14 protein-coding genes are annotated in these 14,692 nt (G+C 32.6%); 10 read left to right on the top strand and 4 right to left on the bottom strand.

Translation table 11 applies throughout. The features are described 5' to 3' along the window. Nucleotides 1-13 precede the first annotated feature (13 nt). On the bottom strand, nt 14-949 hold the full coding sequence (locus tag WDZ41_03990; protein MEX0940496.1) for a zinc ABC transporter substrate-binding protein: 936 nt from the start codon (nt 947-949) through the stop codon (nt 14-16). Between the two features lie 182 nt (nt 950-1,131). On the opposite strand from WDZ41_03990, the gene gyrB reads away from it, so the two are divergent. The 6 genes from gyrB (at nt 1,132) to WDZ41_03960 (ending at nt 8,194) form a co-directional block, all read left to right on the top strand. Beyond that, nucleotides 1,132-3,570, top strand: a complete 2,439-nt coding sequence (gyrB, locus tag WDZ41_03985) for a DNA topoisomerase (ATP-hydrolyzing) subunit B (protein ID MEX0940495.1) — start codon at nt 1,132-1,134, stop codon at nt 3,568-3,570. A 17-nt stretch (nt 3,571-3,587) separates the two neighbouring features. Continuing rightward, on the top strand, nt 3,588-4,055 hold the full coding sequence (locus tag WDZ41_03980) for a GyrI-like domain-containing protein (protein MEX0940494.1): 468 nt from the start codon (nt 3,588-3,590) through the stop codon (nt 4,053-4,055). Beyond that, a complete protein-coding gene (gene tilS / locus WDZ41_03975) occupies nt 4,052-5,035 on the top strand; it encodes a tRNA lysidine(34) synthetase TilS (protein MEX0940493.1) in 984 nt (327 codons plus the stop codon). Before WDZ41_03980 ends, tilS begins: the two co-directional genes overlap by 4 nt. Before the next feature lie 159 nt (nt 5,036-5,194). Beyond that, complete coding sequence (locus WDZ41_03970; GenBank protein MEX0940492.1) at nt 5,195-5,977, top strand: ankyrin repeat domain-containing protein; 783 nt, start codon at nt 5,195-5,197, stop codon at nt 5,975-5,977. A gap of 305 nt (nt 5,978-6,282) precedes the next feature. Then, a complete protein-coding gene (locus WDZ41_03965; GenBank protein MEX0940491.1) occupies nt 6,283-6,933 on the top strand; it encodes an ankyrin repeat domain-containing protein in 651 nt (216 codons plus the stop codon). 139 nt (nt 6,934-7,072) lie between these two features. Then, nucleotides 7,073-8,194 carry an ankyrin repeat domain-containing protein gene (locus tag WDZ41_03960; GenBank protein ID MEX0940490.1) on the top strand — a complete coding sequence of 374 codons (1,122 nt, stop codon included), beginning with the start codon at nt 7,073-7,075 and terminating at the stop codon, nt 8,192-8,194. Between the two features lie 12 nt (nt 8,195-8,206). On the opposite strand, the gene WDZ41_03955 is transcribed toward WDZ41_03960, so the two are convergent. Then, nucleotides 8,207-8,761 (bottom strand): DNA-3-methyladenine glycosylase, encoded by a 555-nt coding sequence (locus tag WDZ41_03955; GenBank protein ID MEX0940489.1) that lies wholly within the window; start codon nt 8,759-8,761, stop codon nt 8,207-8,209. Nucleotides 8,762-8,846: 85 nt separating this feature from the next. Between WDZ41_03955 and WDZ41_03950 the strand changes: the two genes are divergently transcribed. The 3 genes from WDZ41_03950 (at nt 8,847) to WDZ41_03940 (ending at nt 12,255) form a co-directional block, all read left to right on the top strand. After that, on the top strand, nt 8,847-9,896 hold the full coding sequence (locus WDZ41_03950) for a TonB family protein (GenBank protein ID MEX0940488.1): 1,050 nt from the start codon (nt 8,847-8,849) through the stop codon (nt 9,894-9,896). Between the two features lie 62 nt (nt 9,897-9,958). Continuing rightward, nucleotides 9,959-11,323 (top strand): FAD-dependent oxidoreductase, encoded by a 1,365-nt coding sequence (locus WDZ41_03945; protein ID MEX0940487.1) that lies wholly within the window; start codon nt 9,959-9,961, stop codon nt 11,321-11,323. After that, nucleotides 11,323-12,255 carry an SDR family NAD(P)-dependent oxidoreductase gene (locus WDZ41_03940; protein ID MEX0940486.1) on the top strand — a complete coding sequence of 311 codons (933 nt, stop codon included), beginning with the start codon at nt 11,323-11,325 and terminating at the stop codon, nt 12,253-12,255. Before WDZ41_03945 ends, WDZ41_03940 begins: the two co-directional genes overlap by 1 nt. Here the strand turns inward: WDZ41_03940 and WDZ41_03935 are convergent. Further along, nucleotides 12,231-12,650 carry a DUF2177 family protein gene (locus WDZ41_03935; GenBank protein MEX0940485.1) on the bottom strand — a complete coding sequence of 140 codons (420 nt, stop codon included), beginning with the start codon at nt 12,648-12,650 and terminating at the stop codon, nt 12,231-12,233. The two genes, WDZ41_03940 and WDZ41_03935, sit on opposite strands and share 25 nt — an antisense overlap. Before the next feature lie 110 nt (nt 12,651-12,760). Between WDZ41_03935 and dnaJ the strand changes: the two genes are divergently transcribed. Beyond that, nucleotides 12,761-13,891, top strand: a complete 1,131-nt coding sequence (dnaJ, locus tag WDZ41_03930; protein ID MEX0940484.1) for a molecular chaperone DnaJ — start codon at nt 12,761-12,763, stop codon at nt 13,889-13,891. Between the two features lie 21 nt (nt 13,892-13,912). On the opposite strand, the gene WDZ41_03925 is transcribed toward dnaJ, so the two are convergent. Continuing rightward, nucleotides 13,913-14,692 (bottom strand): hypothetical protein, encoded by a 780-nt coding sequence (locus WDZ41_03925; GenBank protein MEX0940483.1) that lies wholly within the window; start codon nt 14,690-14,692, stop codon nt 13,913-13,915.

Here is a 14,692-nt window from a genome sequence, read left to right as displayed (position 1 = left end):
AGACCTATTGCTTTTATTTTGCTAAAACGGATACAAGGGCATCAATATTGTGTCTTATCATTCCGATGTAAGTACCTGCAGCAGAACTATAATCACCAAGAGCATCCGAAAAAAGCTCGGGGCCTATTTCTACTTGCCAACCACGTGCTCTAACTGCTTTTTGAACTGCCTGAATATTGCGTTGAGGTATTGATGATTCTACAAATATTGCCGGTATTTTATGATCGACTATATATTCAACTAAATTTTGGATATCTTTTGTGCTCACTTCAGAATCAGTATTTATGCCTTGCAATCCAATTACAGTAACATCATAAGTGCGTCCAAAATAGCTAAAAGCATCATGTGCTGTCACCATTATACGTTGTTTTTGTGGTATTTTTTTAACTTGTTCTTCTACATAAGAATTTAAATCATGCAATTGCTTTATATATGATAGAGCACGTTTTTTATAATAATTTTTATGCATGGGATCAACCAGACTTAATACATCTTTTATATATTCACTGACCGCTATCCATAATTGTACATCATGCCAAATATGTGGATCATATATACCATCAAATTGGGAATTAATTAATTGATCTTGTTTAATAATATCAGTTACTGCAACTGTTTTTACTTTTGAACGCATTTTGCTAAAAATATCTGTCATTTTCCCTTCTAAATGCAATCCATTGTAAAAAATAATATCTGCATGCGTAAGAGCTCGGACATCACTCTCTCGCGCACGATATAAATGAGGATCAACACCTGGTCCCATGAGTCCTTTTACACATATCCACTCACCGCCAATAGCTTTAACCACATCAGTAATCATACTTGTAGTACATAAAACATTGATTTTGCTTGAACATTTTTTAGTGCTACCAGACCTCAGTCGGATTGCAATAACAAAACCAAATACCAAGAAAATAAAGCCTACTAATGCGATAAGACGTAATTTCACGTTTTTACCTTACTATTTTTACTAAAATCATCTACCAAAGACTTGTTTGAATATTTGCAACTATTAATTAGTCTTGGCAAATTTATCATTTTTGTTTATACTACAAGTAAGAATAGTATAGTTCTTGAATCAATAATAATCTATACGAAAATAATTCTGCCCTTCCAGGAGACAAGATTAAAATGGCAAATAATTCCAACGATAATAATAACAACAGCAACTCAAATAAATATGGTGCACGATCTATCCAAGTTCTTGAAGGACTTGAAGCGGTTAGAAAACGTCCAGCAATGTATATCGGCTCAGTTGGGCCAAATGGTTTACATCATTTAGTCTATGAAGTTGTCGACAACTCCGTAGATGAAGCTCTTGCAGGACATTGCTCAAAAATTAAAGTTATTTTACATACTGATGGCTCTTGCTCAGTTGAAGATAATGGTCGCGGTATTCCTACTGAAATACATCCAACAGAAGGTATTTCTGCTGCAGAAGTTGTTTTAACCAAACTTCATGCCGGTGGAAAATTCGACAAAGAATCTTATAAATATTCTGGTGGTTTACACGGTGTAGGTATTTCTGTTGTAAACGCACTTTCTCGCCGCTTAGATTTAGAAATTTATCGTGATGGTAAAATTTATGCACAATCTTTTGAGCGCGGAAAATCACTCGGACCTCTAGAAGTTATTGGTAAAACTGATAAGCGTGGTACATTTATAAAATTTTATCCCGATCCAGAAATTTTTACAGAGACCATTGCATTTAATTTTGAAACATTATCTGCTCGTCTTCGTGAACTTGCATTTTTAAACAAACAATTAACTATTACTATAATTGATGAAATAAATAGCAAAAAGCATGAGTTTTATTTTGAAGGCGGTATTGTTTCACTTATAGAACACATTAATGCAAAAAAGAAACCATTATTTCCTAATGTTATCTATTTCCAGCAAGAAAATGATGCTTATATTTTAGAAGTAGCATTACAATATAATGATGGTTTTGGCGAACAACTATTTTCTTTTGTAAATAATATTAATACTGCTGAAGGCGGCACACATGTTTCCGGTTTTAAAACAGCATTAACCAAAATTTGTAACAAACGTGGCACACAATTTAATATTCTCAAAGCCGGAGAAAGTTATTCCAGCGAAAATGTACGCGAAGGCCTTGTATGCGTTATAAACATGAAGGTTCCAGAGCCACAATTTGAAGGTCAAACCAAAACTAAGCTTGGTAATAGCGACGTAAAAGGTATCGTAGATTCATGGACATTTGCTGCGCTTGATACTTACTTTGAAGAAAATCCTGCGATTGCTAAAGCAATTCTACATAAAGCTGAACTTGCTAAACGTGCAGCTGATGCTGCAAGAAAAGCACGAGATTTAACGCGTAGAAAAACTGCTCTTGAAGGATTAGTATTACCTGGTAAATTAGCCGATTGTTCAGATGAAAACCCAGAAAAAACTGAATTGTTTATCGTTGAGGGTGATTCTGCAGGAGGTTCCGCCAAACAAGCACGTGATCGTTTTACGCAAGCAATTTTGCCCCTCAAAGGTAAAATTTTAAACGTGGAAAAATCTCGTCTTGACAAAATGCTTTCCAACGATGAAATTAGAGCTCTTATTTCAGCTATTGGTAGTGGTATTGGTGATGAGTTTGATGTAAGCAAAGCTCGTTATCATAAAATTATTCTTATGACTGATGCCGATGTGGATGGTTCACATATTCGTACTTTATTATTAACGTTTTTCTTTCGTTATATGAAACCGTTAATTGAAAAAGGGTACCTTTATATTGCGCAACCACCACTTTTTAAAGCAAAAATTGGCAAAAAAGAACAATATTTAAAAGATGAAAAAGCATTTATCGATTTTCTTTATGATTGGGCACAAGAACAAACAATATTATTTATTGAACAAAAAGAACAAGAAGAAAATATTTGGCAAAAAATATTAAAAGATTTAAAAATCTTCGAAAATAGATTAAAGGAAATTGCGCGCGCATATAAAGTTGCATCAGATAACTTATATCAGCTCGTTATTTTTGCACGCAATAACCCATGGCAATCAAAAGATGGTGTTGCCGCACTGCTTGAATCATTACAAAACTACTTTAAACAGTACACGGTCCGCATTGATACGGCAGAGAAACAACTAGTCGATGATGAAGAAATCCTGACTGAACAACCGCCGTATGTTGTCTTTAAACGATTAACTCGCGAATGGAATGTAAGCCTTGAGTTTTTCTCTTCGCCAGACCTTTTAGTTTTATTGCGTTTGCTTCAACCACTTGAAGTAATTCAAGATCAAGAATGGACTTTACAAGTTAGTGGCAAAGAAAGAAAAATTATTAATACCGGAACTTTACAGCTTATACAAGCAATTAGTGAGATTAGTAAGCCATACATGAACATACAACGCTATAAAGGTCTTGGTGAAATGAATCCTGAACAACTTTGGGAAACTTCAATGGATGCTTCACGAAGAAATCTTTTGAAAGTTGCTATTGAAGATGCTTTAGAAGCTGATTCATGGTTTAGTACTTTAATGGGTGATGATGTTGAAGGTCGCAGACGCTATATTGAAGAAAACGGTCAATTCGTTAAAAATCTCGATGTCTAAAAAAAAAAGGAAGTAGTATGAATTATGTAGTAAAAAAAAGAAATCCAACTAATGTTATTGGTATTTCTCTTGATGTAACTGAACCTGATCAAGCTTCTTATCAAATTGGAGAATTTTGGGAAAAATTCCGTAAAGAAAAAATTATGGAAAAAATTCCCAATAAACTAGAACCTGCTTATCCAATGGCTGTATATAGTAATTACAATGCTAATAATCAATATACTCTAATATTGGGAACTGAAGTTGTTCATACGGTGAATGTTCCCTATGATATGGTCGCAATCAATATTCCAGCGCAAACCTATGGGGTATTTTCTATTGAAGGTCAATTACCCGATCTCATTCTTAATACTTGGCAGCAAATATGGGAATTACCATTAAAACGTGCGTATACTTATGATTTTGAAGTGTATAAAAAAATTTCACTTGATACTGCTCAAGCTGATATTTATATTGCTTTGAAACCTGAGTATGAACAAGCATGAATAACGACCCATTTATTCAAGATATTCATGATTTTATCGACCGTTATCACTTATTACCGCCAAATAATACAGTTATTTTAGGGCTTTCTGGCGGTCCTGATTCAGTATTTTTATTACATATCCTCTATGAATTTCATAAAATTGGGCGTATTAAATTAATTGCCGCACATTTAGATCATGAATGGCGCACTGATTCTGCTCAAGATGTTACCTTTTGTAAAGAAAAAACAGAAGCTCTCAATATTCCTTTTATTCATGAAAAAGCATCTAATTTGCCAGATTCGTTGCAAAAAAAAGGTTCTAAAGAAGAAATTGGCAGACGTATGCGACGCTATTTTTTGCAAAAAGTGCAAGAAGAATATAATGCTGACCTCATTGCACTTGGCCATCATGCACAAGATCAGGAAGAAACTTTTTTTATTCGCCTCATTCGCGGCGCTACATTATCAGGTTTAACTGGAATGAAACCTCGTGATGGCGTATATGTCAGACCTCTTTTGCAAACAAATAAAACCGATATCATAAATTATCTTAATATCCATACAATTTCTTATCTTATTGACCCGAGCAATGAATCCCCTTCATTTTTACGTAATCGTATTCGTCTTTCAGTACTTCCCGCACTTCGTACCTGTGATGAACGTTTTGATGCAAATTTTTTACGCACCATGCATAATTTACAACAAACTGAATCGTTTTTAGTTGATCTGACCCAGCAAAGCTTTAAAACAATCGCTCATTTAAAAGAAAATACTTGGATTATAGATATTGATAGTTTGTATAAATTGCATCCATTTATGCAATTACGGGCGATTATGCACTGGCTTATTTCAGAGCGAGTACCATTTACCCCTACCGAGCGCTTTTTGGAAGAAATTAAGCGATTCTTATTTTCTGCAGAAAAAAAAGAACATCAAATCCACCATGCCTGGGCTATCGTCAAAAAAGGCCAATCTGCCCTTATTCATAGAGAATATTAAGCCGATTTAGTTAAAAAAAGCTTTCTGTTTAGATCAATCTCAATCTTAACTATATAAATTTCAGCTTGAATTTTTTTAATAAAAATGATATAATTAATAAAGGATTATTAAAATATTTAAATTCGCTTAATAATTTAGATGAATGAAAGGTAAAAACTTATGAAAAAAATAATAGTATTAGCCATCTTATTTATAAATATAATACCAATACAGGGCTATGAAGGAATTTGGCCAAGCGATGCAAATGAGTTAACTTTGGCAATTAATAATACGATCAATCCCAATGAAAAAGATCAAAATGGTGATACATTGCTGCATCGCGCAGTCAAATTAAGTAATCTAGAGCCAACAGTATTATTACTAAATAAGAATGCTGATCCAAATATACAAAATAATAATGGAGAAACTCCTCTCCACGCATTTACAAAAGGTAGCACTAATCTTCAAATTTTTTTAGGACCAACAACCCTACAAGAAGCAAATTTAAACAATGCAAAATTATTACTGGAATCAAATGCTAATCCAAACATCATAGATAATAATGGAAATACACCATTACATATAGCTTTAATGTTTAATATCCCTTATCTAAACAGCTTAATTGATATGCTTTTTTTTTATAAAGCAAATCCGTTGATTCAAAATAATGCAGGTAATACTCCACTTCATATCGCAGCAATACATAATAAAACGCCAAGAACAATTTTTCGCATATTATTTGAAGCATTAACATATGGAACACCAGTGGATGCATATCTTAATATAAAAAATCAAGAAGGCAAAACGCCAGCTCAAGTTGCTAGCTCGCAAGAAATACGAGGATTTTTAATGAATCGGGATTATTTAAATAAGACCATAAGCAAAATAGCAAAAGAACTCCTCAAAAAAAATAAAACTCTTTTTGATATTCTTAGCACTAGAGAAATAACTGGCAAAAAATAAAATTAAAGAAATTTTTCCTTCTATATTTTGCAATGAAGTATAGAAGGAAAAATTAGTAGAAATATGCAATATTAATTTCTGCAAAAAGGACATCAAATTCACCTTGCCTGGTCAGTTGTCAGAAAAAACCAATCTGTTTTTATCAAAGCAATTAAATAATAGCAAGCCCCTTTGAATCTGAAAATCTTATTTCCAGTCACACAAAAAAAGCTTCCCATTTGTAATTTAACCCAGGGGAAGCTATACTAATACAGGATAAATAGAACTCCTAAAATTAACAATTTGATTTTTTAAAGGAAAATAATATGAAAAAGACAATGTTTATATTTATTGTGCTAATTGGATTGATTACCAGCTCAATACATAGCTATGAAGGAATTTGGCCTTACAATGAAGATAAGGTAGCTATGGAAATCATTCTGGCATCAGATATTAATGAACAAGATTCAACTGGCGATACATTACTTCATAGAACAGTTACATTCAATGATTCGCTCCATACAAAAATATTATTAAAATATAATGCCGACCCAAATATACAAAATAACGAGGGCAAAACACCATTGCATACGTTTGTACAAAGTTTAAATACTAATCCTGATCAAAATATTAAATTGCTTCTTGAAGCTGGCGCCAATTTAAATACACAAGATAACAATGGCAATACCGTTCTCCACAGAGCTGCAATGGTTGATAATACTACCATAATTCCGCAGATAATTTTTGAAGGCCAATTACGCGGAATTTCAGTAGATACATTACTTAATCAAAAAAACAATGCTAATAAAACGGCAATTGAATGCGGTCGTTCAGAATTAACCAAAATTGTTTTAACTAATAGAACGAATATATTAACTTTATTATTAGCAAAAATTGCAAAAAAACATTTCTCTAAGAATTCTGAGAATATATTTTTATCTCTCATGAATCGAGAAATAGGTAAAAACGATAAATAGTGCAGAAATAATAATAAACTATCAAGTTCAATAAAACACCTTAAAAATAAGAGCATTTTTATTGAACTTGATAGATCAAAAAAATCTCTCTATACTTTTCGGCTAATAGTTATACAAAAAAAATAGAAAGCGATTTTTTATGATCACGACTAAAAATTTCTTTGTTATATTTCAGTTTTTATTCATTTGCAATCTCTATGCTATGCAATGGCCCAAAAATTACCAAGAACTTCAAGAAATATGTCTTAATATCAATAATCCTGATGCTATGGATTCTCTAGGAAAAACGCTACTAAATAAAACTATCGATTGCGATTTTTTTGCTTTAACAGAAAACTTATTACAAAAAGGTGCTAATCCCAATATACCCAATAATGATAAGGATGAAAATTGTCCCCTTCATTCATTAATTACACCCCGCGATAATACTCCCAAAACTTCCAAAGAAAGATTACTATATTTCCTGCATTATTATGGTGCCAATCAAAATATTAGAAATAAGGTTGGATTTACACCATTACATATAGCTGTTTATTTTAATGATATAACAAACACTCAAAATTTATTGGAATATAATCCAAATCTTAGCATTCAAGATAATTTAGGAGATACTCCTCTTCACTTAGCATTACAACTGAAACGCGTTCACATACTGCCTTATTTGCTTAAAAAAATACAAAAAAATAATCAAACCTATCTTTTAAATATAAAAAACGAAAGCAATCAAACCGCTATTAGCTTGGCAAAAGCACAACACCTTACTTTTGCTTTTGAAAAAAATAATCACTTGTATGAAATAGTGAAACAAAATAAACATCACATTATAGCTAACAATATTGCATTATTTAAGACAATGGATTCGACATTAGTACAAACAATTCTTATTTTTACATTTCATTATGGCTCTTTAGCTTTTTTTGAAGATTTGCTTAAGCTAGGATTAGATGTAAAAATAAAAGACAATAAAGGCAACTCCCTTCTTCATGAGGCAGTATGCGCAGATCGTTTTGATTTAGTAGAATATTTATATTTTCTTGATAATGATTTAATGCATACAATGAATGCTGAAAATAAAATTCCGTTTGATTTGGCACAATCATCGAAAATGCGTACTTTCCTCATAAATTTATGTAATAATAACACTGTCAATTCAAACATTTTTTTTGCGGATGAAAAAAGTGAACAACCTGAAAATTTTTCATATGATGAGTTAACACACGAAATTCTTAATAATAAATGCGATACTTACTTATCAATTTAAAAATAATTGGCATTAATCAAAAGAAAAACGCCATAATTTATCAATATTCTTTGTTATGCCAATACGCTTTGATGCTTTTATAGGTTTTTTTGAATCTCCATTAATTATATATAATTCTCCTTGTTTTTTCATATCAATATCATTATGAGTCCGTGTAATGGCCAGCGCTTGTGTTAATTTTCCTGGACCATTTGCTAATTGTGCATGTTCAATTTTATTTCTTAATTTAAGCATAACCTCAATATTTTCTATGGGCTCAATCGCCCGTATTAAAACTGCTCCAGCTTTTTGATTTTCTTTTCGTGCGACCACATTTAAACAAAAATGAGTGCCATAAATAAAATAAATATATGCATAGCCAACAGGGCCAAACATCGCATGATTTCGTTTTGTTATACCACGGTATGCATGGCTTGCTAAATCGTCTTGTCCTCGATAGGCTTCAGTTTCAGTGATAATACCTTTTAGCAATAGCCCTTGATATTCTCTAACTAAAATTTTGCCCATTAAATCTTTGGCAACTATAACTGTATCTCGTTGATAGAAAGAAGATGATAAAAAATTCATAAAAAATGTTCTATATTTACTCAAATGTATTCAATAGGGTATCCTATCAAATAGTATACCAAAAGTACGAAAAAAAGGGATTTTAATGGAAGCAAGGCGCGAGGAGCAAGAAAAATTTTTAATGTTTCTCCTTTCCATATCCTTACATTTAGGCATAGGCCTTGCGCTTATTTTATTGACAATGCAACAAAAACAAGCATTACTTCCTGAGCAAAAAACGCTAGAAGAAATACAAAAAAATGATATAATCCCTCCTTCAAATCTTGCGGCATTAAAGCCACGCGCATCAGTATTTGGAGCACCAATCATCTTCCAAGAAGAACCTGAAATAAGTCAAACGAGCTATGATTATGATTCAACCGATAATGAGTCTTATCCTATTCATAAACAAAATGATAAAGAAAACGATGAAGATAAAAATATTTCTCAACAATCTATGGAGCAAGCATCTTCACAAGATATACAAACATCAAATAATACAGAAGGTATCTCGATAAAAAATTTGCATTCAAAGCAAATTGAAGCTCAAGAAACATCAGTCACCCAAATACAACAAGAAAAACAATCCAAACATGATATTGCTAATTCGATGATAAAAAAAAGATCGATGACACCAAAAAAATTGCCGAGATCTATTCCCGCACAAAACCAACAAACCGCAGGACCAACAACACGTAAACTCACTTTTGCCGACCTTGCTGATGGTTTTCTTAAAAGTATTAAAAATGAAGGTGATGATTGGCTTGAGCGTAAAGGAGATGAAAATAAAAAACCTGATTTTAAAGATTTAAAATATCTTAGCTATATCCAAAAGCTTGTTTGGTACATGCAAAATGAATGGCGCTTACAACAATCTAAGTTAAATATACCACCCGGCCAAGACTTAATTTTAACGATTTTAATTATCATTGCAAAAGATGGGTCAGTGCAAGATGTACGGACATTAAAGCCAAGCGGTTATCAAGCTTATGATTCTTTATTAATCAAAGGAGTTGAAACGGCTGCTCCGTATCCACCGGTGCCAAATCATTTTAAATCAAATAATTTTGATTTTGTACTTACCATACATCATCAAGAAGAAATGGCTCCTAGAGTAAATTTACGGCGTTCGCCTTCTTTACGTGCTCATCGATAATTAGCACTAGACATTTTTGTCTATAGATTTTATAACTATTCCAAATAAAGAAAAGGAATAGTATGGCAAAAATTGTGATTGTTGGTGCAGGTCTTACTGGTTTATCTGCGGCATATCATCTAGAAAAAAGAAATTTTTTTGATTTTACAATTTTTGAAAAAGAACCAATCGCAGGAGGCTTATGCCGTTCGATTACACAAAATGGATTTACTTTTGACTTTACAGGGCATTTATTACACACAAGTGATCCTTATTTTAAAAAATTTATTGCTGACATTGTAAGCTTTGACAATCTTGAAACGATTAATCGTCGTTCATTTGTTTACTCACATGATACTTTTACGCGCTACCCCTTTCAAATAAATCTTTTTGGCTTACCGTCATCAGTTATTGCAGAATGTATTCAAGGTTATGTTGAAAGGCAAAAGTCACGTCACAAATCACATTCATTTCCACAATGGGTTCTGCAAAATTTTGGATCTGGTTTTGCACGTCATTTTTTTCTTCCTTTTCAGCGAAAAATTTTTTCTTATGATTTGCGTGGCATCACTGCTTCTTGGACAGGACGCTTTGTACCAAAAACTTCATTGCAAGAAATGATCCAAGGGGCAATTCAAGATAATACTGATGAAACAATCGGCTACAATGCTCATTTTTATTATCCCAAATCAGGTGGCATTCAATTCTGGATAGATAAATTACGCAACCAATTAACTACACCGATTCATACCAATTATCAGGTAGAACATATCGATATGAATAAAAAAATTATTCGTTTTACTAATGGGCATGAGGAAGAATTTGGTCAACTAATTAACACTATACCTTTAGATAACTTCATTCATATGCTTAAAGAAAAGCCAAACACTACATTCAAACACGCACTAACAAAACTTAAATGTAATAGCGTAGTAAATTTTAATCTCGGCATTAATCGTCCCAATCTTTCTGAGAAACATTGGATTTATTTTCCTGAAAAACAATTTCCATTTTACCGTGTTGGCTTTCCACATAATTTTGCACGCAGCACAGCACCTGCAAATTGTAGCTCTTTATACGGTGAATTTTCACACGTAAATATCTCAAAAAAACGTATTAACTTATTATTGCAAGCATCTCTTCATCAAATTAAAAAGCTACTAAAAATAGCTGATAATGAAATTTTAATAGAAAAAGTTATACATATATCTCATGCGTATGTTATTTATAATTTTTGGCGTGAAAAATATCTGCCTTCGTTATTAAATCAGCTTGCTAACAATCATATTTTCTCAATTGGCCGTTACGGTGCATGGAAATATTCAAGTATGCAAGAAGCCGTTTTAGATGGTAAAAAAATTGCTGAACAACTAACTATCTTACCTGCAAAAACAAGTTACTATGAGTCGCCTACGCCTTCTCAAGAAAAACAAAAGGAATGGATTTAATGCCACAATCTTTTTTTAAAGACTTACCTATTTTAGTAACGGGCGGTGCTGGATTTATTGGTTCACATATTGTTGAGCAATTAATTGAAAATGGTGCACAAGTTACGGTACTTGATAATTTTTCAACCGGTTGTTTAGAAAATTTAAAAGCCGTAAAATCCTCAGTTACGATTATTAATGGTGATATCAATGATTTTGAAACCTGTCTTAAAGCAACCCAAAATGCAGTAATTATTTTTCATCTTGCTGCTCTTATTTGCGTGCCAGAATCTATAGAAAACCCGGAAGTATATTTTCAAACAAACATCATTGGAACATTAAATTTATTGCGTGCTGCTAAAAAAAACAAAGTAAAACGATTTGTTTTTTCATCTTCTGCAGCAGTTTACGGCCCATGCGATCAACCATGTATTGAAACAATGCCGTGCAGCCCACAATCTCCTTATGGACATTCAAAGTTAATAGGCGAACAACTTTGCAAACAATTTTATGCCACCGATAATATAGAATCGATTATACTACGGTATTTTAATGTTTACGGCCCACGGCAAAATCCACATAGTGCTTATGCAGGTGCGGTAGCAAAATTTCGCCTCAATATGCTAACCAATAATCCTATAACAATTTTTGGTGACGGCTCACAAACACGTGATTTTATTCCAGTACAAACCGTAGCACAAATTAACCTCAATCTTGCACAAGCACCAACTCCATTAGTTGCAAGCTCTATATTTAATGTAGCAACAGGTGCCAGCCAGACATTACTTGAACTTATTAATCAACTTAAAAAAGAATTTCCAGAATTTTCTGCTGGCTACAGATTGTCACCAGAACGTCCAGGAGATATTAAACATTCACAAGCAAATTGTATAAAACTAGCAACAATGTTAAAACAAATTAAAACTAATCATGATAACCATCGAAAAATATAAGCAAGAAATATAGTCATAATACCATTAATAATCATACCCCATGCAATATCAACCCAGACTAACATTAACGGCCATGAACTGAGTATCGCAAAATTGGTACCTTGATAAATGCCATATACTACAAGCCCAAAAAATGCACCGTATAAAAATTGATAAATTACTGAAATACCTATAACTTTGGGCAATACAAAAACCATAAGCCCAATCACTAAAAGAAACCAAACAAATAATGCAATCGGCCAATGTATCAATAAGCCACTATTCACAACTCGGGCTTTATGCGCAAGTTGTTCAATATAAAAATCCCGCATTATAAGGCCAAACCAAAGCAAATCTAACAAAATAAATGTTACATAACCCACCAGGAAAATTTTAATCCAATACCAAAAAATCACCGATTCTCCTTTTTTTAGCCCGATCACCTTTTTCAATATTTGTTTTCGTGATATACTTTATATAGAAAAGTCATACAATTGCAATTATTAATCAGTAAAGAATCTGCATTATGAATAAACAAGATTATTATAAAGTACTTGGTGTTCCGCGTACTGCAAATGAACAAGAAATTAAAGCTGCGTATCGTAAATTAGCCCTCAAATATCATCCAGACCGCAATCCAGATAATAAGCAAGCAGAAGATAAATTCAAAGAAGCGGCTGAAGCATATGAGGTTCTTTCTGATCCTGATAAGAGAAAAAAATACGATCAATATGGTCATGCAGGCGTCGAAGGAATGGGTGGTTTTTCTACACAAGACGTCAATATGGAAGATATCTTTGAACAATTTGGTGATATTTTCGGCGGTATTTTTGGTGGACGTGGCCGTCAAAAAAGAAGTACTGCTACTGGCCCAATGCCAAAACGTGGTCATGATTTATTTAAAGAAATTAATATTACGCTCAAAGAAGCTTTTTTAGGTACAAAAAAAGAAGTTAGCTATTATCACTTTGTACCATGCGAAACTTGTGAAGGAAAAGGCACTCAAAAAGGCACTTTATATCAAACATGTACCGTATGTCAGGGAAGTGGCCAACAAACATTCCAACAAGGTTTTTTTGCATTCAGTCAAACCTGCAGTACATGCATGGGAGAAGGATTTGTTATTCCTTCACCATGTCCTAAATGTGGTGGACAATCGCGAGTACAAGTTTTTGAAAAAATTACACCAAATATTCCACGCGGTATTTTTAATGGTGCAGAACTCCGTATTCCAGGAAAAGGTGATGCTGGTGTTTTTGGTGGCCCATCAGGAGATTTTTATTTAAAGATTCATGTATTGCCAGATAAAAAATTTAGACGTGTTGGCGATAATCTCGAAAGCACCTTAATGCTTACTTACCCGCAACTCGTACTCGGTGCACAAGTTGAAATAGAAAGCATTGATGGTTCTAAAGAAACAATCAAAATACCAAAAGGTACTAAAGTGGGTGAAAACATCCATATTTCTGGTAAAGGTTTTTATAAAATCAATAGTCAAAAACGTGGTGACTGGGTTGTGGTAACACAATGTCATATTCCAAAAAAATTGACTCAGGAAGCCAAAGAATTATTAAAAAAATATTCTGAAGAAATTGGCACTTCCACTGCTGAAAGTGAAGGCTTTATTTCAGGATTTTTTAAAAAATTCTTAGGGTAATCTTAGACTTTAGTCATCAACTTATAATTTCCTTTGATCCAAAGCTAAAAAATAACTATTAGTTTGAAAGCTAATACCAGAATCTAATGCATTAAATCTATATATAAGTGTGTGTTTTTCTGGTTTAGATTCGGAAGAAATTGTATTTGAATCTTTTCGTTTTAAGGCTTCTGTACACAATTGAATATCTTGCTTCGAGCCTGATGCGAACGTAGTTAATTGATTTTTTATTCCATCAAGCTTATTCACCAAAACAATACAATCTTTTACTCCTGATTGCATTGAACTTATTTCTTTATTCAATTCAGCATCTCTTGTTTGTAAATAAAAAATATTATCTTGTAAAATAACAAGTCCGTCTGAAATTTTTTTAAATTCTTTTTCTTGGTTTTCTATTGCTTTTAATAATTCTTGCAATCCAATTTCTTGGTTTTGTATTTTACCTTCCAATTGATTTGCATTTTGTTGAAATTCTTTCTTAATTCCTTCTGTAAAAAGATTAAGTTTTTGAAGAAATTTATCTTTTATGCATTGTAAATCATGCATCGTTATACCATATTTATGCCATATCCATATAGTACCTATAAATGTACTAGAAGTCCCAATTAGTAAGATTAAATTTCGCGTAGAAGAAAATACACTAATCAACTGATTTAATCTACTTGGAGATATTCTTCTTATAATTTCTTCACTATTTTTTTTTACTACATCTTCAATTATACGTTCAATAGCATGATCTGAAATGCCAGATAAGCTTATAGACCAATTAAATAATATCAATAACATGAAAAATTTATGCAT

Source organism: Candidatus Babeliales bacterium (assembly GCA_040879965.1).
Lineage (GTDB): Bacteria > Babelota > Babeliae > Babelales > JACPOV01 > JBBDJI01.
Note: the sequence above shows the minus strand (reverse complement) of the source record. Positions and strands in the feature narration are given on the sequence as shown.